This window comes from Zhongshania aquimaris (assembly GCF_019312595.1).
GTDB classification, from domain to species: Bacteria; Pseudomonadota; Gammaproteobacteria; order Pseudomonadales; family Spongiibacteraceae; genus Spongiibacter; species Spongiibacter aquimaris.
This window is the reverse complement of the sequence record NZ_JAHWDQ010000001.1, coordinates 510322-529326: the sequence shown is the minus strand read 5'-3', so window position 1 is coordinate 529326 and position 19005 is coordinate 510322. Positions and strand designations below refer to the sequence as shown.

Genomic DNA, 19005 nt, shown 5'->3' with positions numbered 1-19005 from the left:
ACGCCTTGTTTATACTAATCAGCCCAATTATCTGCAACTAAAAACCGACGTTGTTGCTGATCATTAATCAGCATGATAGGTTTTTTTTGGGCTAAATCTATATGTGCGTCGCTGAGCGTGGTGGCGTCATTAAACTCAGCGCCCAGCCAGCGGGGTTTTTCAATATATCGCCAGTCAGACTGTTTTGACGGCTGAGTTTGCTCTTCTCGAAATTTGCTTACGCTGAGCCAATCGCCGCGTTGGTGATCGGTATTGAGCGACGGGGTTTGGCGCTTGTCGTGATCGGAGTGGAACAAAATACCGCTTACTTGAAGTTCTTGTTCAACATTATCAATACCCAATTCCCGAATGACTTGGCGTCCTGCCTCGGTGTAAGCGAGCGGTAGTTGATGTTGAGTGAGTCTGGCCAATTTGCGGTCTAATCTATCTGCGCGATTTGGGCCAAACCACTGATTTAAATTTGGTGGCGCGTTCGTGTTCGGTATTCCCAGAAAGAATTTTACGGCGAGTTCAAGATGGATATGGCGTTTTGACACTCTGCAGAAATAAATTAGGTCAAATTCCCCCAAGGTGATTTTTCCATCGCGCACGGGGATATTGTGGGCAATGAGATCGGTGTCGGGATCTTGGTCTAGAAAAAAATGCCAAAGGCTTTCATAGACCAAACCTAGGCGAGTGCTGTGGCAGTGCTTATCCAAGTATTCTTCAAGGGATTGGGTATCCGCATCAAGTTGCATTAGCCATTCGAGACGCCGACCTGTTAACGCTAGGCGGGGACGATAAACCGGCCCCGTCGCGCAAGAGACTTCATTAATTAAGGTTTCGCTAAAGCAGCTCCACGCAAGGGCGCGTACAAGTGATGACTTAAATTGAGGTAATTTGCTTGCGATGGTCAAGCTCCATTCATTAACAGTGTGGGCGCTTCGACAGCCCTTAATTTTGCTTGCGGCCTAGCGTCGTTCTGTTCCAAACTCCCGACTGGCGCCCAAAGGCCCGCTCTTTTAGTATAATAAGCGCCCGATAGTCGGCAGTAGGTATTATGGAACAGTTTCGCAATATAGGTGTGATAGGGCGGGAAGGCAACGGTGTTGCCGAAACCCTTAAGCGCTTAATAGATTTTCTGCAGGCTCGCGAGCTAGGTGTTGTGCTTGATGAAGCGGTGTCGGAACTGCTGCCTGGACACAGTTTGCGGGTAAGTTCTCGCCGTATGATCGGCGAAGTTTGCGACCTGATTATAGTGGTTGGTGGTGATGGAAGTTTACTCGGTGCGGCGAGAACACTGGCGAGACATAATGCGCCGGTGTTAGGTGTTAACCGTGGTCGGCTAGGTTTTTTAACAGATATATCACCCGATGATATTGAGACTCAGGTTGGCGCGGTACTGGATGGCCACTATCGCTTAGAAAAGCGGTTTCTTTTAGATGTTGAAGTCCTTCGAGATGGCGAGCCGGTGGGTCGTGGCGACGCCTTAAACGACGTGGTATTGAACTCTGGCACCTCGGGTCACATGATGGAGTTCGAATTATTTATCGATGGTGAGTTTGTATACCGGCAGCGCTCGGACGGATTGATAATTGCCACTCCCACGGGTTCCACGGCATATGCCTTGTCCGCTGGCGGCCCAATTATGCACCCGCGATTAGATGCCGTCGCCATTGTGCCAATGTTTCCCCATACCCTAAGTAGCCGTCCGATTGTGATTGACGGAAAAAGTGAAATTAAGATGGTGGTTGGTCGGAGTAATATCGTGCACCCGCCGGTGACCTGCGATGGCCAAGTAAAAATAACATCTCAACCTGGCGATGTTATCTACGTGCGTAAAAAGCCGCATAAATTACGTTTGGTGCACCCCTTGGATCACAGCTTTTATGCAAGTTGCCGCGATAAACTTGGGTGGGGAGCGCATATCGGTAAAGAGGAGTCCGATGACTGAAATAGTGAGTTTGCGGTTACCCTTAAGTACAGACTTAGAGAAATTCTCCTTGCTGCTTTGGCAGAGCTCAGTTCCACATCGTATCGCCGAAGAGCGAGGTATGCAGGTGGTGTGGGTTGGTTCAGAGCATCATGCTGCTCAGGCTAAAGCGCTTTTCGAACGTATCCAAGCTGGCGATCCAGAATTGGCGTCGGTGACATTCGAGCGGGTGCCAAGTCCTGTACGTGACCAGTGGTATCGTCGATTTTTCAGCGTGCCGGTAGTGGCGATCTTGCTGGTGTTGAGCTTGCTAGGTGCTCTGTTGCCGGTGCTTGACCGCAATTATCAATATCTGCCGTATCTTAGTTTTTATCAGCTCTATATTGTTGACGGCGGATTGCGCGGTGATTGGCCGGTAGGGCAGTTGTGGCGAGTAATTACCCCAGCGTTTTTGCATTTTGGCCTTATGCATATTGTATTTAATAGTCTCTGGTTGTGGGAGCTCGGCGGGATGATAGAGCGTCGCCAGGGTAGGGTCCGTATTTTGGGTCTCTTTGTGCTGGTTGCGGCGGGTTCTAATATTGCCCAGGCGATCAGTAGCGTCTCTTTATTTGGTGGTATGTCTGGCGTGATTTATGGCTTGTTGGGCTATATCGTGATCTGGAATCGTTGCCGGCCTGCGCAAGCCTTCCCGTTGGCTAATGGTGTTGCGGTGGTGATGATCGTGTGGCTATTGCTTTGTATCGCTGGTTTTACTGAGTTGTTAGGGGTGGGTGCCGTTGCTAATACTGCCCACGTTAGCGGCCTTCTGTTAGGTATCGTATTAGGCTTGGCCGCAGCGCTACTCGACCGCAAAGTGGTGTGAATTTTGGTATATAATCGCCGGCCACTTTTTCATTGTGGTGAGCGACGATAGTGAGAGTTGTGATGGATTTTGAACAGTTAGTCGACAATATTACCCCGGCGATTTACGAAGGCCTGAAGCGCGCTGTGGAAATTGGTAAATGGCCTGATGGGCGGGTGTTAACAGTCGAACAGCGTGAGCACTGCATGGCTGGCGTCATCGCCTACGATTTAAAAGTGAATGCAGAGAGTGAGCGGGTCGGTTTTATAGATCGCGGTAGCAAAGCTGAGGGCGAAGTTTGTGGCGATGACCACAGCCACGACGAAGCAGGTCAAGATCAAGTTTTGAAGTGGGCGGAGTAATTAATGAGCCTTTCTAGTTTGGTCGGCCCAGTAGCAAAAATGAAAACCAGCTTGGTCGATGACTTGGCGATGTACAGCATGCCCATAGGCGATGAGCTGCGTGAGATAAATGCCTTAATTGGCAGTACTGTGCGTATGGAATTTCGCCAACAAATTAATTGTTTGCACTGCGGACGTTTAACCAAAAAGAGTTTCAATCAAGGCTATTGCTATCCTTGTTTTCAGCGACTGGCACAGTGTGATAGCTGTATTGTTAGCCCCGAGAAATGCCATTATTTTGAAGGGACCTGCAGGGAGCCAGAGTGGGGCGAAAGCCACTGCTTGATTGATCACATTGTCTATTTGGCGAATTCGTCGGGTGTCAAAGTTGGCATCACACGCGGCACTCAAGTGCCGACTCGCTGGATTGATCAGGGGGCGGTCGCGGCCCTGCCCATATTTCGGGTGAGTAATCGTCTGCAGTCGGGCTTGGTAGAAACCTTATTTAAAGCCCATGTCGCCGACAAAACCAGTTGGCAGGCAATGTTAAAAGGCGCGCCGAGCGAGGTGGATTTGGCTGCGCGTCGCGACGAACTTAGCGCGCTCTGCCAGCCAGGTATTGCAGAGCTGCAAGAGCGCTATGGTCTGCAGGCGATTCAGCCAATTACCGATATTCCCGTGCAGCATATTCGTTTTCCGGTTGAAACATACCCATTAAAAGTTAAGTCCTTCAATCTGGACAAAGACCCTTTAGTCGAAGGGACCTTGATGGGCATAAAAGGGCAGTATCTGATTTTTGACACTGGTGTGATTAATATTCGTAAGTACGCCGGATACCACATTGAACTAAGCAGTGAATCATTGTGATTCAGGAGTTGTTTCATGCGCGACGCGCAGCCTTGCACCATCTTTTTAAGTGATTATCGTGTTCCCGAATTCTTAATCGATAGCACTACGCTGAAGTTCGAATTAGGTGAAACCAACAGCATTGTGCGCTCGGTACTTGAGCTGAGACGCAATCCCGAATCTGACTCGCAAGATGCACCTTTGCAGCTACATGGCACCGAGCTGGAACTTGTTTCCTTGTCGATCGATGGCCGCGAATTAGCCCCGAGTGAGTGGTCGCAGAGCGGCGAACAGCTCAGTATTGCCAAGGTGCCGGCGGCGTTTAGTTTGAGCTGCGAAACCCGACTTCGCCCACAAGACAACACCTCTCTTGAAGGGCTATATAAGTCTAGCGGTATGTTTTGCACTCAGTGTGAGGCAGAGGGCTTTAGAAAAATAACTTATTACCTAGACCGCCCCGATGTGATGTCGGTGTTTACCGTAGAGATTGTTGCTGATCAGTCTCGCTACCCTGTTTTGCTGTCAAACGGCAACCTCGTAGCGACCGAAATACTGGCCGACGGTTTCCATAAAACCGTGTGGCAGGATCCATTTCCCAAGCCCGCGTATTTGTTTGCCTTAGTCGCCGGTAAATTATCGGTAGTGGAAGATCAGTTTATTACTAGCAGTGGCCGCGGCGTGGATTTAAAAATCTACGTCGAAGAAAAAGATCTCGATAAATGCGATCACGCGATGCTGTCTTTAAAAAATGCGATGCGCTGGGACGAAGAGGTATATGGTCGTGAGTACGATTTAGATATTTTTAATATTGTTGCGGTTGACGATTTTAATATGGGGGCAATGGAAAACAAAAGCCTAAATATTTTCAATACCTCCTGTGTCTTGGCAAAACCCGAAACAACTACCGACGCCGGCTTCCAGCGCGTTGAAGGCGTTGTTGCCCACGAATATTTTCATAATTGGTCGGGTAATCGTGTTACCTGTCGAGATTGGTTTCAGCTGAGTTTAAAGGAAGGGTTCACGGTTTTTCGCGATGCCGAGTTTTCGTCTGATATGGGTTCGCCAACGGTTAAGCGGGTCGAAGATGTCACCCTGTTGCGCACAGCACAATTTGCCGAAGATGCCGGCCCCATGGCGCACCCCATCCGGCCAGACTCTTTCATAGAAATTTCTAACTTCTATACCGTGACGGTCTATGAAAAGGGCGCCGAAGTTGTGCGCATGATTCATACTTTGTTGGGGCCAGAATTGTTCCGCAAGGGTAGTGATCTGTATTTTGAGCGCCACGACGGTCAAGCAGTAACCTGTGAGGATTTTGTGCTGGCAATGGAAGATGCCAGCGGTATTGATCTAAGGCAATTTCGTAATTGGTATTCTCAAGCGGGTACGCCGCGCTTGGAAGTTAGCGGTAGTTACGATAAGCGAGCGCAGACATACACCTTGGCGGTCAAGCAGTCGTGCCCACCAACTCCGGGGCAGACCGAGAAGGCACCGTTTCATATTCCCCTTGCTGTTGCCTTGATTGGTGATGCGGGGCAGCTGCCGTTGCAGTTAGCCGATGCTGAAATAAATACCGAGTCAGCAGACAATACCGAATTAGTGTTGAGCGTCAGCCAGCCAGAACAGCAGTTTGTATTTAATAATATCAAAGAGGAGCCGGTGCCCAGCTTATTGCGCGGCTTTTCCGCGCCGGTGAAACTGGATTTTGATTATAGCCGTGACCAATTACTGCGTCTTATGCGGAGCGATAGCGATGGTTTTTGTCGCTGGGATGCCAGCCAGCAGTTAGGCTTGGCGGAAATTAAACGCGCGATAAGCGCGCTAGCGGCGGGCCAGAATGTTTCCCCTGATGCTGAGTATATCAATGCCTGTCGCGAGCTACTGGCAGACACGTCTTTAGATGCGGCAATGGTGGCGCTTATGTTGCAGCTGCCTTCAGAGGCTTATTTGGCAGAGATTATTCATCCCGTCGATGTTCAAGGTATTCATCAGGCCCGTGAAGCCTTGCGCAAAGTTTTGGCGCAAGCATTGAAAGGCGAATTGAGCGCTTGCTATTCGCGCTGTGAAAGTGATGAAGCCTACGCTGCCAACGCCGAGCAAATTGCCCGCCGGAGTTTAAAGAATACCGCGCTCGCGTATTTGATGTTGCTTGAGGAAGAACAGTTTATCGCCCTGGCAATTCAACAGTTTGAAAGTAGCGCCAATATGACGGATCGTTTGGCGGCACTGACGTATATAGTGAATAGTGAGTCTGAGTACAAGGCTAAGGCATTGCAGCGTTTTTATCAGCAGTGGCAGCACGAACCCTTAGTGATAAACCAGTGGTTCCAAGTGCAGGCAATGTGTCGTTTGGCAGGAACCTTGGAAACTGTGCAGGGCTTGATGTCGCATCCGGCGTTTGATATTCGTAATCCAAATAAAGTACGGGCTTTGATTGGCGCTTTCTGTGGTCAAAACGGCGTTAATTTCCATCGTGAAGACGGTGCGGGATATCGCTTTTTGGCTGACCAAGTGTTGGTGCTTAATCGCAGCAATCCACAAATTGCATCGCGCTTGTTAGTGCCGCTAACCAAGTGGCGCAAATACTTGCCTGCGGCTCAGCAGTTAATGCGCGCTGAATTGCAGCGTGTCTTGGCGGAGCCAGAGCTGTCCAGCGATGTGTATGAGGTGGTCTCGAAAAGTCTGCAGGACTATTCATAGCAAAATGGCTTTCACTTAGCGTCGTTCTGACGCTAAGTGCTTATCGTGTACTTGCCCTTGGAGTAGCTCCTAAGGAGAGGTCGTAATAAGTGTTTAAATTGTTATAACAATATATGCTTAAGTTATAAGCGTATGATTTTAAAGAATTTATTCTTATTTTTGGCTATCTTGTGCTACAGTTGCCGCCCGGATTAGTACTGAATCGAAGAAAATGAAAGATCTCGACCTAGATGCATTAAACGCGGAGCTTCGCCATAAGTCGGCTGCCGATATCATTCGGTGGGCGGTATCCCTTGGTGAACCGATAATGGGCTCGACGAGTTTTGCTCCCAACGCAGCGGTAATGTTAAAGCTCATTACCGATACTGCGCCCGACATGCCAGTGGTTTGGGCTGATAGCGGTTACAATGTGCCTGATACCTATCGGGTCGCAGAGCAGTTAATCAAATTGCTCAAACCTAATTTGAAATTGTATATTCCAGAAATCACTGCTGAACATCGCAACGCGATCATGGGTGGCATTCCGCACCCAGATGATAATCCCGATTTGCACAAAGAGTTTACTAGGCAGGTTAAGCTTGAGCCGTTTAATCGCGCTTTCGCTGATTTGGCTCCCAAAATTTGGGTGACAGGAATTCGCAAAGAGGAAACTGCATTCCGGCAGAATTTAGATATTTTGTCTTGGGATGGTCGCGGTATATTAAAAGTGGCGCCCATTTTTTATTGGAATGAGACCGATGTGTCAGCGTTTATGGCCGAGCACAAGTTGCCGTCTGCTAAACATTATTTTGACCCGACCAAGGTGGCGGAAAATCGTGAGTGTGGATTACACACCTCTGCCTAAACTCTGAGGCCGGCGTTCGCCGGCCGACAATGCTTTTGCCATCCTGTGCTTTTCGGTATCCTGCTGTTTCTAAGTCAAGGTTGTCTACCATGTATTCTTTGCTGCGCCGTTTGTTATTTTGTTTTCCCACGGAAACCTCGCACCATCTTTCGCTGACCTCGGTGTCTCTAATTCAAAAACTGGGTTTGAGCCGCTTGATTGCAAAGCCAATGGTGTTGTCGCCGAAGACTGTCATGGGGATTGAGTTCCCAAACTCGGTCGGTTTAGCGGCGGGTTTAGATAAGGACGCAAAACATATCAACGGATTGGCGGCCTTGGGTTTTGGTTTCATCGAAGTTGGTACAGTCACACCCAAAGCGCAACCTGGAAACCCTCAACCGCGCCTATTCCGGCTGCCGGAAGCGGAAGCCATTATTAATCGTATGGGTTTTAATAATTTGGGCCTGGATAATTTACTTAGCCAAATTGAAACGGCTGGGTTCAAAGGGGTTCTGGGTATTAATATTGGTAAGAATAAAGACACGCCAGCCGAGCAAGCGGTTGATGATTATTTGATTGGTTTACGCGCGGTCTATCCTCATGCAAGTTATGTCACGGTGAACTTGTCCTCACCCAATACACCCGGCCTACGTGATTTGCAGTTCGGTAAACCTTTGATCGATTTACTTGCAGCCTTAAAAAAAGCGCAGCTTGCGTTGGCCGAGAAGCACGGTCGCTACGTGCCAATGGCGGTTAAAATAGCGCCAGATATGGCGGAAGATGATATCCGTCGTGTTGCTGAGGTGTTTGTCGAGCAGGGTATTGACGGCGTTATTGCAACGAATACCACCATCGCGCGTGACGCTGTGGCAGGTTTGCCGCATGGCGAAGAGATAGGTGGTTTAAGCGGTAAGCCAGTTCGAGATAGTTCGACAACCGTCGTTCGTATTTTGGCAGATGCACTGCAGGGACGTTTACCGATTATCGGCGTGGGCGGCATCTGTGACGGCGAGTCTGCTGCTGAGAAAATTGCCGCCGGTGCATCGCTAGTACAAATTTACACTGGCTTTATTTATCGAGGTCCCGCACTTATTGCCGAGGCCGCGTCGGCAATTGCCAGCCAAAGGGTGAGCTAATGTCTTTAGATAGCGCTTTGATCGAAGCGTTTAGTGTGTCGCTCGCTACCTTCTTTGCGACCATTGGTCCCATTGATGTAGCGGCCATGTTTGCAGCGTTGACCGGTAGTTTATCGGCAAAGAAAAGGCGTAACACAGCGCTGCGGGCAGTGGTGATCGCCGGCGCTATTTTATTTGCGTTCGCCTTGCTTGGAGAATTTATTTTAAATGCCATGGGGATTTCGCTGGCGGCCCTGCGGGCAGCGGGCGGCGTATTGCTGTTGTTGATTGGTATTGATTTGGTCACGGTGAAAGGCAGTGGCGCCACCACCACGACGACCGACGAAGACTTAGAGGCGGAAGAGCGCAGCGATATCGCTGTGTTTCCCTTAGCTACGCCGTTGATTGCGGGGCCCGGTGCGATTGGGGCGGTAATCCTGTTAATGGCTCATGCCGATGGCAATTTTCTCGAGCAGACTGCGGTTATTCTTTCACTTAGCCTAGTCTTGGCAATGACCTTGATTTCTTTATTGCTCGCCAGCCGTTTACAAAACTGGTTGGGTGTTACCGGCATGCACATGATTAGTCGTGTATTTGGTGTGTTGCTTTGTGCTCTGGCGATGCAGTTCTTATTTGACGGCATTGCTCAGAGCGGATTGCTTGCAGGCGTCGCTGGAGGCTAAGGCATACTGCGCCGCAGCTTACGACGAGAAGGGCGTGCCAATTTTGACCGCTTCTGGGCCCTCAAATTGCATTTTTGTTTTTGTCATAGAGATGGTGCACATTGGCTTTTTTGGCAGGCCTAGCTCTCTTAGCTGCAAAGCGAGAGGGTGGCGCTCACCAATTTCAGGTTTGTCACCGCCAAGTTTAAAGGTTAAGCCTTCACCCTCAGTTGTGCCAATGGTTTTCCACGCCATACCGTCGCGAATTGCTAAAGAGGGCGCCGCCTGAGGTTTAGCCACGCTTGTACCACCGGTCGCAGATTTAATGCCAAATACGAGTTCGCCGTCATCCTTAAATGTTGCCGATGCCGCCTTTTGCCCAAATTGGATGTCGACATCACATACCCATTTTGGAAATCCCCAAATAAAGCGCCCTGCGTGGGTAGTGAAACTTTGATTCACGGGCATACGGTACACATAATTGTTTAGTGAGCCCCTGATCATCCGCCAAATGCTTCCTACCACGGGAAGCGGCTTGCATTCGCCTGGCGTAGTGACGGGGAAGACGATAGCTGCCTCGTTGTAGTCACCTAGGTCGTTTTGTTGATAGTCGACCCCGAGTAATTGCATTAATGCCTTGCCGGGCCATATTTCAACGACCTTGAAACCACTGTCGGCAATGAGGGCTTGTGCTTTTTTGGCATCAACCACAAAGATATTCATCAACATCGCGGCGGCACCTACTTTGACCGGAAGTGCAATATTTTCGCCAGCGATCAGGTAGTTCTTCTCGTCTAATTTAGAGCATTGTTCATTGGTAATTTGTTCGCCAATTTGGCTCGGAACTGGCTCTTCCTGACATATAATTGCGGTATTCTGCATAAGAGAACATCTCCTTGTTATTATGGGTGCGGACGGCTTGTAATGGTAATGATAGTGTAACCTAGTGACAGGTGAACACTGATTACAATGGCGTAATTTCTGAGCGTGGAAAACGGCCTGAGTATTGCTTCAGAGCTTTTTTGGAGCATCGTTTGTAATGTAATTCGCAATTTTGGGAAAAGATTAATATGGCTAATAGCATCTCTGTGCGCGTGAAGGAAAGGGTTTTACTCGCTGCGTCAAAAGCGCGGGGATTGAGTGCTGCGACCGACACGTCGGGTCGCAGAATCAGTATGGCCGAATTTGGCGTAAGAGGATCGTGGCGAATTTTGCAGACTACGCTAGCGGTTTATCCTCGCGCGTTAAAATGGTTGCTGCAGCGGCGCCAGCCCACCCCAGCTGAATTGCGAGAGCTATTTGAATCGCTGGGCGCAACCTATATCAAGTTTGGTCAGTTTATCGCGAGTTCACCTTCTATTTTCCCCAAAGAATATGTCGACGAGTTTCAGCATTGTCTAGATCAAACGCCGTCGCTGCCATTTAGTAAAATCCGGCAAATTGTTGAGCAAGACCTGGGGCGGCCTATCTCGGCTGTTTTCGCTGAGTTTGAGGAATCGGCCTTGGCATCGGCGTCTATTGCGCAGGTACATGCTGCGAAATTGCTGAGCGGCGAAGATGTTGTGGTAAAGGTCCAAAAGCCAGGTGTTCACGCTATTTTGACCACGGATATGAATGCCGTTTATCTGTTGATTCGGCTGTTTGAGCTTATCCTTCCCAACACGGATAAAGATGCGGTGGCGGGGCTGGTCGAAGAAATGTATCAATCCATGATTGATGAGTGTGATTTCTTAAAAGAGGCGGACAACCTCAGGGTCTTTAGGAAATTTCTTGTCGATAGCGACAATAAGCTGGTGAAGGCGCCAAAGCCCTACACCAACGCCTCTGGCGCGAAAGTGCTGACCATGGAGCGCTTTTACGGCGTTGCTCTTACCAATAAGCTAGCAATGACTGAGGGTAATTTCGATCCCGCAAGTAGTTTGTTTAATGCTCTGAATACCTGGTTTGCGAGTTTGACCCAGTGCCCGTTCTTTCACGCCGATTTGCATAGCGGCAATTTGATGATTTTGGACGATGGCAAGGTTGGCTTTATCGATTTCGGTATGGTTGGCCGAATACAGCCGGAGGCGTGGCAGGCCATTTTTAGTTTGTTTATGGCCATCAGTGAGCAAAATTACCGCCTTATGGCGGAATCCATGGTAAGTGTGGGTATAACGCGAGACAAAGTGGACGTGAACTCGCTCACACGCGATATTCAGAACTTATTTGAGGGCTTAAATGCCTTAGATCCCAAGCTAGTACTGGAGAATCGTCAGGGCGATGGTATCAACTCAATGCTCAGTGAGCTGGGAAGTATTGCGCGGAAATACGGTATTCGCTTCCCGCGCGCATTTACCATGCTACTGAAGCAATTCTTGTACTTTGATCGATATATGGAGCTATTGGCGCCGGGTGCAGATATCTTCCAGGATGACCGCGTCGACTTCTATCTACAGTAGCCGGACTATGGTAAACCGGCGATGGGCGAATTTAATCGCGAATAAGCGGCTATATTTATTCAACACTACGCCGCTCATTTCTGCGGCGGTTCTCTCCTGTTGTCGCTCATTTTGTGACATTTAGTTGCAATATCGAAGCAAAGCTAACGTATTTCAGTAAGTAGATCACACTATTCATTCCTTACGTATATTAACGGTAAAGTCTGTCGATAGACTTTTAAGTTCAGGGACGGCAGGTCAGTATCCATGCCGAAACAGCAGGAATTAAAGCGCTGGAGGACGGGGATAAGATGAATTGGACATACATTCGTGTTGAATCAAGCGAATAACACGATGCCCTTTGAAAGAAGGCTTATGGTGTTTTTTGTTGCCAATACTCTGGTGTGCTGCATCGCTGTGCTTATTTTGGGCCGCCTGATTGATGGCAATGATCGCCAGGACGACCATTTTGATAATTATGGTGTGCTAATTGGCGAATTATTGCGTCAAAGTAATGGCGTCAGAGATAACGCCATCGAAATCCCCAAATTAGAATTTGATCGCGAAATCGCTGCTATTTGTGTGTACAGCAATGGTGTGTTGCTAAGTCGCTATGAGAGTAAGCTCAATGGGCCATACTGCAGTTCCCAATATCAAGTCGAAAAAGCAGATTACCAAAAAACGCTAGAATTTCTTGATGCGGACGGTGATCTTAATCCCATGCAATTACTAATAAAGCCAAACTATCGAAGCCTCGTGTCATACATTGAAATAAGCGCGTGGTGGGTGCTGGTTTTGGGTGTTTTGTTGGTGGTGGCGTGGCGGCTATCGACCATCGCTTCGCGAAAAATGATGGCCCCCGTTTACAGTCTGCTTGATGTAATAAAAATGGTGACGGAAAGCCGGGATTACTCTTTGCGCGCCGATGTTAAAAGTGATGACGCCCTTGGTGTGCTGTCACAAGACTTTAACGGCATGATTGAGGGGATCGAAAGCCGAAATCAAGAGATTGTTAAAGCGCGTCGTGAACTAGAAGTTCGAGTGCGTGAAGTCGACATTAGCAATCGTGAATTGAGCAGCGCATTGCAGCGTTTAAAATCTACTCAGCAGAAACTAATTAATAACGAGAAAATGGCGTCACTCGGAGCGTTGGTTGCCGGTGTTGCCCATGAGATTAATACGCCTGTGGGGGTCGGGGTAACTGCGTCTTCTACTTTGTTGGAAAGCACCCGTAGTGTCAGTGAGAAATATAAGAAAGGTGAGCTCACAAACTCAGCATTGCTGCAATATATAGAGCAGGCGACCTCAGCAGCGAATATTATTATGAGTAATTTGAATCGTGCAGCGAATCTTATCCAGAGCTTTAAGCAAGTTGCTGTGGACCAAAGTAATAGCGAAGTTCGCCTCATCATTTTGAAGGACTATTTAGATCAAGTGTTGCTTAGCTTAAATCCGCAGCTGAGAATGACAAAATTAAAGTGCGAGTTTGATTGTCCCAGTGATTTGGGAATTCAATCATATCCCGGCGCGATCTCACAAATCATCACAAATTTAGTGATGAATGCGATTGTACATGCGTATGACAAAGATAGTGAAGGCACGCTTCGTCTTCAGGTCAGTGAAGGTGAAGCTGGCGATGTTTGTATTCAATTTAGTGATGACGGTAAAGGTATTTCTGTCGAAAATATTAGTCGAGTGTGGGACCCGTTTTTCACCACAAACCGCAGCGGAGGTGGCAGCGGTTTAGGCTTACATATTGTCTACAATCTAGTGACACAACAGTTATGTGGAAATATTGAGATTCAAAGTGACGAAGGTAAAGGAACTACATTTAGTTTATTTCTTCCTAGGGATGTCGGTAAGGTAACATCTTATGAGTAATTCTGAAGAGAAAATAGTTGACCATGGTAGCGATCAGTTGTGTCTTGCTGAAGAACCAATAACAAACTCTATCGGTCAGCATGCTAAACCTTGGAAACTGCTCATTGTTGACGACGAAGAAGTGGTTCATTCAGTAACACACTTGGCACTTGACGGTTTTGAAATTGATGGTCAAGGCTTGGAATTTATTAGTGCCTATTCTGGCGCGGAAGCGCGCACTATTTTGCGAGGGCATAAAGATATCGCTGTTATTTTACTCGATGTCGTCATGGAGACAGATCGAGCTGGATTAGATCTTGTTCATTTTATTAGACGTGAATTGAAGAACAAGCTCGTTAGAATTATTTTGCGAACAGGTCAGCCGGGGCAGTCGCCGGAGCAGGAAGTGATTACGCAGTATGATATTAACGATTACAAAGAGAAGACTGAATTAACCAGACAAAAGCTTTTTTCCGCTGTTTACACAAGCCTGCGATCCTACGCGGATTTATACGCCCTGGAGCAAAATAGAAAGGGCCTCATGAAAGTAATTTCTGCGTCAGCGACGATATTTGACGAAAGAGATATTTCTCAGTTTTCACAGGGTGTTTTGGAGCAACTAACTTCGCTTTTATATTTAGATAATGACGCGGTGCTAATTAATACATCCGGCCTTCTCGCTCATCCGGAAATGGAGAATTTGCACATACTTGCTGGCACTGGAAAATTTAAAGATTGTTACGGTGACGTTGACATCTCGATATTCTGTAGCGAGGTTGTCGAGCGGATTCGCTATGTATTGAAAAACAAGAAAAGTAGTTACGGCGAAAACTATTGGTTGAGTTACTACGTCACTAAATCTGGCTTAGAGCAATTGCTTTACCTCTCGGCTAAGGATACATTTTCAGTGCCTGATATCGAGATGATTGAGCTTTTCGTCAAAAACGTAGCCATAGCGCACGAAACTATCGCTTTGTTAGAGAGCTGCCAAAAATGACAGATACAAATAATAAGGTTCCCAATAAAATGGCTGATAATGACGATTTAATTCTAGCCAATGAACATAGCGTCATGCTTAACCAGAACTCGAGTGTAGAAAACACGACGTGGAAAGTTCTTATTGTAGATGACGAAGAAGAGATTCATGTGGTTACCCGGTTGGCACTCCATGATTTCAACTTCGGTGGCCGTCATTTGGAGTTTGTCAGTGCCTATTCCGGTCAGCAGGCGCGAAAGTTGATTCAAGAAAATCCGGATACTGCGATTGTATTGCTCGACGTTGTGATGGAAACAGATGACGCGGGTTTAGAAGTGGCTCGCTATATTCGCCAAGAATTAGGTAATCATTTTGTTAGAATTATATTGCGTACCGGTCAGCCTGGCTTGGCACCGGAGCGTCGTGTTTTAAAGGTTTACGACATCAACGACTATCGAGCTAAAACGGAGCTTACTCAAGATCGTTTGTTCTCGGTAATTTACACCGCGTTGTCCTCATATCGGGATTTGGTGGCGTTGGCGCGCAGTCGTCATCAGTTGATTGGTCTAGTGAATGAGATTGAACAGCTCTCTCATTTAGCCGCGAGAGACCTGCAAATGCCCTTGAATAGCGTGGTGTCAGCCATGCGAAGAATAGGGGGTAAGGCGCAGGATTTGACGCCGCCAAGTTTGGCGGAGGACTTTTTAGAGGTGAGGGAAAATGTTTACGCGATGCAATCGGCTTTGAATAAACTGGTTGCATTGACGTCGGTAGGGCGATTTAACGAAAGCAGAGAACTGGTAGATTGCAATGCGATAGTTACTGAGGTTTTGGTCGACTTGGATAGCGCATTTCAGTCAAGTCATGCCAATCTTCACTGTGAGACGCTGCCGACAGTGTTTGGGTGTCGGCGCCAGCTTATGCAGTTATTTAAAAACCTTATTAGTAATGCGATTCGTTATACCAAAGATCGCGAACCTGAAATTTATATCAATGCCATGACGCATGAACGCAATTGGCTTTTTTCCGTTAGCGATACCGGCGTTGGCATTAGTCCTGAGAATCACAGTGGTTTGTTTAATCTGTTTCATCGTAATACGGGAGACGAGGTAGCGGGGGATTCAGGTGTTGGTTTAGCCATCTGTGAAAAAATTGTCCGTTGGCACGGGGGTAAAATTTGGTTGGAGTCTGAGCTGGGCAAGGGATCAACATTCTATTTTACAATTCCCTTGGCTGAGTAAGTATGAATTTTTCTGAAATCCGCGAATTTGATTCAAGCTGGATACTAAAAAGTCTAGAGCAAAAACTGGTGTGTGTGGACCTTTGTGGTCGAGTTATCTACGCAAATGCAGCAGCTATATCTCTTAGTGAGTATGAATATCAGCAAGGTAATCCCCTTGCGGATTTTTTGCCATTCATTGTTTGCGATGGCGAAAGGGCGTTGGCCGATTTGCTCCGTTGCAGCGATGGTGATTTAAAGGATTGTCGAGTTGTACTGCCGCATACCAAAGATAATCAGTATAAGATTGTTATAAAAGATATAGTTGATGATGCTGGTGAGATAGCTGGACGTAGTCTGTTAATAAGCGATGAGCAGGCCTTAGCGGTGCATTACGGCGATGGTGAGAGCCATTTAGATCCGTTGACAGAGTTGATGGGTAGGCAGGAATTTGAGCGTCGTTTGGCAAATTTGGTCAATGATGCATCAACCAGTTCACGCACGCATGCATTGCTGTATATAGATATCGACCAGTTTAAGTTGATAAACGATACCAGCGGCCATGGTGCAGGCGATAATTTAATTAAAGTGATTGCCGATGCGCTTAAAACGGAGTTGTTTATTGGCGATATGCTCTGTCGTTTAGGTGGTGACGAGTTCGGTGTGTTGTTAAGCAATGTGGATGCTTTTGAAGCACGCTCGGTGGCAAATCGTCTCGTTAAGGCTATTAAGCGTATGTCCTTCGTCTGGAGTGGAATATCGCATAAGGCTTCTATCAGTATCGGTGTGGTCCTAGTTGATGAGCACACTTCTGATAGAGAAAGTGTGATGAGTCAGGCGGACGTGGCGATGTATTCGGCGAAGGAAAATGGCCGAGGTCGAGTCCATATGTATGACAAAAGCGATAAAAAACTCAGTCGTTTACACGATGATATGGACTGGGTGCATCGTATTAATAAGGCTCTCGCGGCAGATGACTTTAGTTTGGTGACCGAGCGGATAATGCCCCTGGTTGACCAGTCAAACCGCACAACTATCTATAACGAAATTCTCGTTCGTATGCGCTATAACGGCGAGATGCTGAGACCTGGGCAATTTATGCCGGCCGCTGAACGCTTTGGTTTAATGCCTCAAATTGATCGATGGGTAATTAAGCATTTTTTTAGTTACCTGCAACGCAATTCAGATTTGAATAATCGCGATGTGATGTATTCGATCAATATTTCTGGTCAGTCTTTGTGTCAGGAGTCATTTCTCGAGTTTGTTTATCGTTGTTTGTGCAGGGGCAACGTTAATCCAGAGATTATATGTTTTGAAATTACCGAAACCGTTGCAATTACAAATTTTTCTGTGGTGACTCGGTTTATTCATCGTGTACATGAATTGGGTGGGAAGTTCGCTTTAGATGATTTCGGTACCGGTATGTCGTCTTTCGGTTACTTGCAGGAGCTTCCGGTTGACTTTGTCAAAATAGATGGTCTGTTTGTCCACGATATGGATAAAAATCCGGTGCATGAGGCCATGGTGCGATCGATCAATGATATTAGTCATGTACTAGGCAAGCGCACGATTGCCGAGTTTGTCGAGCGGGAATCGGTATTCGATCAGCTGCAGGCATTAGGCGTTGACTATGCCCAGGGCTACTTACATGGGCGCCCCACTGATTTGGTTGATTTATGTAGTGAGAGTGCCGGTTAGCGTTTGCTAGCTGGCAGTTCGGTCTAGAGATAAGTACTTTAACATGTCGGGGTGAATGTAAAGGCCATTGAATGTAATACAGCTGGCCCTACTTCTTCGCGGCATATCTACATGTCGATCGCTGCTCAGCCTTGTGAGTGACCCATAACGTTAGTCGTCCATGTCATTTGTGTCATAGTGTGCGGTGCGTGGTCGTGCTATAAGTTCCGGCTGATTTTTTATTGAAGAGCTTGGCTATGTGGTTAAAGCAGCAGTATCGCGACTGTCGAAATTTGGTCTTTCGAGGTATCTCGGTTCCAGAAGATGTTTCTGGCTTGGTTGATATTGACCCAAAAGAAGTTGATGCCGCCAAACACGGTATTTCGCAGGAGGATGTCGAGGCACTCTGGGGGCACACTGAATCCATTTTTCAGTCCGGTATGCACCCAATGGTAAGTATTTGTCTTAGGCGCGGCGGCGATGTGATTTTGAATCGCTCTATAGGCTACGCGGATGGGGCAAATCACACGCAGCCGAAAATGGCGTCTTTACAGACGCCTGTCTGCTTATTTTCTGCATCGAAGGCGGTATCGGCAATGCTGATACACAAGCTGGCGGAAGATGGTCTGATAGATTTATTGAATCCCGTCAGTCATTACATTCCGGCATTTGCGGCGGAGGGTAAGGCGTTAATTACGGTTTACCAGCTTTTAGCCCATCGAGCTGGCGTGCCGGGAATTCCAGATGATGTACCAATTGAGCTGCTTTTTGATCACGAGGCTGCTGTCCGGCAGATTTGCAAGCAGCCAGCCTTGCATAATGATGGGCGAGTGCTCGCCTATCACGCCATTACCGGTGGCTTCATACAGGCGGAATTGATCCGCGTTGTCACCGGCAAGACGTTAAATGAGTATCTGGACGAAGTCGTTCGCAAGCCAATGGGAATGAAGTATTTCCGATATGGGTTGGAGTCAAAGGATCACGCTGACGTTGCTCGAAATTACGCAACTGGATTGCCAAACATTGGGGTGGTTGAGCGACAATTGACAAAAATCCTCGGTGTTGGTGTTTCCGATGTTGTCGATATTTCTAATAGTGAGGCATTTTTAAATGCCGAGATTGGGTCTGCTAATTTATACGCGACAGCGGAGGAGGCGAGCCGCTTTTTCCAAATGTTGTTGCAGGGCGGTGAATGGCAGGGAAAGAGAATTTTTACGCCGCTGACCGTTAGCCGAGCGGTGCGTGAAATGGGCAAACCTCAGTTTGATCACTCTCTTATTGTATTGCCGATGCGCTACAGTGCTGGAATGATGCTGGGTATGAATCCGGTTGGTTTATACGGCCCTAAGACCCACTACGCCTACGGGCACTTAGGGTTTTCGAATATTCTTTGTTGGGCGGATCCCGAGAGGGATATTGCCGTTTCAATCGTTTCCTCGGGTAAGCCGGTAATCGGGAACCACATTGTAAGCCTGTTTAAGTTATTGGCGGGAATAAGCTCTACCTGCAAACCTTGCGTAGATATGGAGTATATTTACAGCAAAGTTCTTTGATCTACTGTGAAAGTGGTTGGATTACTTGGCGGCTTGAAAATTAATGATAAATGCCTATGG

At 47.6% G+C, this 19005-nt stretch carries 16 protein-coding genes; 14 read left to right on the top strand and 2 right to left on the bottom strand.

Annotated features, from left to right (window positions below):
• Nucleotides 1-14: 14 nt before the first annotated feature.
• Complete coding sequence (locus tag KXJ70_RS02530; RefSeq protein ID WP_219041883.1) at nucleotides 15-896, bottom strand: DUF1853 family protein; 882 nt, start codon at nucleotides 894-896, stop codon at nucleotides 15-17.
• Nucleotides 897-1039: 143 nt separating this feature from the next.
• On the opposite strand from KXJ70_RS02530, the gene KXJ70_RS02525 reads away from it, so the two are divergent.
• The 8 genes from KXJ70_RS02525 (at nucleotide 1040) to KXJ70_RS02490 (ending at nucleotide 9264) form a co-directional block, all read left to right on the top strand.
• On the top strand, nucleotides 1040-1933 hold the full coding sequence (locus KXJ70_RS02525) for an NAD(+) kinase (protein ID WP_219041882.1): 894 nt from the start codon (nucleotides 1040-1042) through the stop codon (nucleotides 1931-1933).
• Nucleotides 1926-2777 carry a rhomboid family intramembrane serine protease gene (locus tag KXJ70_RS02520; RefSeq protein WP_219041881.1) on the top strand — a complete coding sequence of 284 codons (852 nt, stop codon included), beginning with the start codon at nucleotides 1926-1928 and terminating at the stop codon, nucleotides 2775-2777. Before KXJ70_RS02525 ends, KXJ70_RS02520 begins: the two co-directional genes overlap by 8 nt.
• 62 nt (nucleotides 2778-2839) lie before the next feature.
• Complete coding sequence (locus tag KXJ70_RS02515; protein ID WP_219041880.1) at nucleotides 2840-3118, top strand: YeaC family protein; 279 nt, start codon at nucleotides 2840-2842, stop codon at nucleotides 3116-3118.
• Between the two features lie 3 nt (nucleotides 3119-3121).
• A complete protein-coding gene (locus KXJ70_RS02510) occupies nucleotides 3122-3964 on the top strand; it encodes a DUF2797 domain-containing protein (RefSeq protein ID WP_219041879.1) in 843 nt (280 codons plus the stop codon).
• A gap of 15 nt (nucleotides 3965-3979) precedes the next feature.
• On the top strand, nucleotides 3980-6643 hold the full coding sequence (pepN, locus tag KXJ70_RS02505) for an aminopeptidase N (RefSeq protein WP_219041878.1): 2664 nt from the start codon (nucleotides 3980-3982) through the stop codon (nucleotides 6641-6643).
• Between the two features lie 211 nt (nucleotides 6644-6854).
• Nucleotides 6855-7487, top strand: coding sequence for a phosphoadenosine phosphosulfate reductase domain-containing protein (locus KXJ70_RS02500; protein WP_219041877.1), 633 nt, complete (start codon nucleotides 6855-6857; stop codon nucleotides 7485-7487).
• An 89-nt stretch (nucleotides 7488-7576) separates the two neighbouring features.
• Nucleotides 7577-8602 (top strand): quinone-dependent dihydroorotate dehydrogenase, encoded by a 1026-nt coding sequence (locus KXJ70_RS02495; protein ID WP_219041876.1) that lies wholly within the window; start codon nucleotides 7577-7579, stop codon nucleotides 8600-8602.
• Nucleotides 8602-9264, top strand: a complete 663-nt coding sequence (locus KXJ70_RS02490; RefSeq protein WP_255558166.1) for a MarC family protein — start codon at nucleotides 8602-8604, stop codon at nucleotides 9262-9264. Before KXJ70_RS02495 ends, KXJ70_RS02490 begins: the two co-directional genes overlap by 1 nt.
• Nucleotides 9265-9282: 18 nt before the next feature.
• On the opposite strand, the gene KXJ70_RS02485 is transcribed toward KXJ70_RS02490, so the two are convergent.
• Entirely contained in the window at nucleotides 9283-10125 is an 843-nt protein-coding gene (locus KXJ70_RS02485) for an acetoacetate decarboxylase family protein (RefSeq protein WP_219041875.1), read from the bottom strand.
• A 188-nt stretch (nucleotides 10126-10313) separates the two neighbouring features.
• Between KXJ70_RS02485 and KXJ70_RS02480 the strand changes: the two genes are divergently transcribed.
• The 6 genes from KXJ70_RS02480 to KXJ70_RS02455 all read left to right on the top strand — a co-directional run bounded on the left by KXJ70_RS02480 (nucleotide 10314) and on the right by KXJ70_RS02455 (nucleotide 18945).
• Nucleotides 10314-11681 (top strand): ABC1 kinase family protein, encoded by a 1368-nt coding sequence (locus tag KXJ70_RS02480; protein WP_219041874.1) that lies wholly within the window; start codon nucleotides 10314-10316, stop codon nucleotides 11679-11681.
• Between the two features lie 309 nt (nucleotides 11682-11990).
• Nucleotides 11991-13541 carry an ATP-binding protein gene (locus KXJ70_RS02475; protein WP_219041873.1) on the top strand — a complete coding sequence of 517 codons (1551 nt, stop codon included), beginning with the start codon at nucleotides 11991-11993 and terminating at the stop codon, nucleotides 13539-13541.
• A complete protein-coding gene (locus KXJ70_RS02470) occupies nucleotides 13534-14517 on the top strand; it encodes a DUF3369 domain-containing protein (RefSeq protein WP_219041872.1) in 984 nt (327 codons plus the stop codon). Before KXJ70_RS02475 ends, KXJ70_RS02470 begins: the two co-directional genes overlap by 8 nt.
• A complete protein-coding gene (locus tag KXJ70_RS02465) occupies nucleotides 14514-15737 on the top strand; it encodes a sensor histidine kinase (protein ID WP_219041871.1) in 1224 nt (407 codons plus the stop codon). The genes KXJ70_RS02470 and KXJ70_RS02465 overlap by 4 nt, the downstream gene beginning before the upstream one ends.
• A 2-nt stretch (nucleotides 15738-15739) precedes the next feature.
• A complete protein-coding gene (locus KXJ70_RS02460; RefSeq protein ID WP_219041870.1) occupies nucleotides 15740-17413 on the top strand; it encodes a putative bifunctional diguanylate cyclase/phosphodiesterase in 1674 nt (557 codons plus the stop codon).
• Between the two features lie 236 nt (nucleotides 17414-17649).
• Nucleotides 17650-18945, top strand: a complete 1296-nt coding sequence (locus KXJ70_RS02455; protein WP_219041869.1) for a serine hydrolase domain-containing protein — start codon at nucleotides 17650-17652, stop codon at nucleotides 18943-18945.
• The last annotated feature ends 60 nt before the right edge of the window (nucleotides 18946-19005 follow it).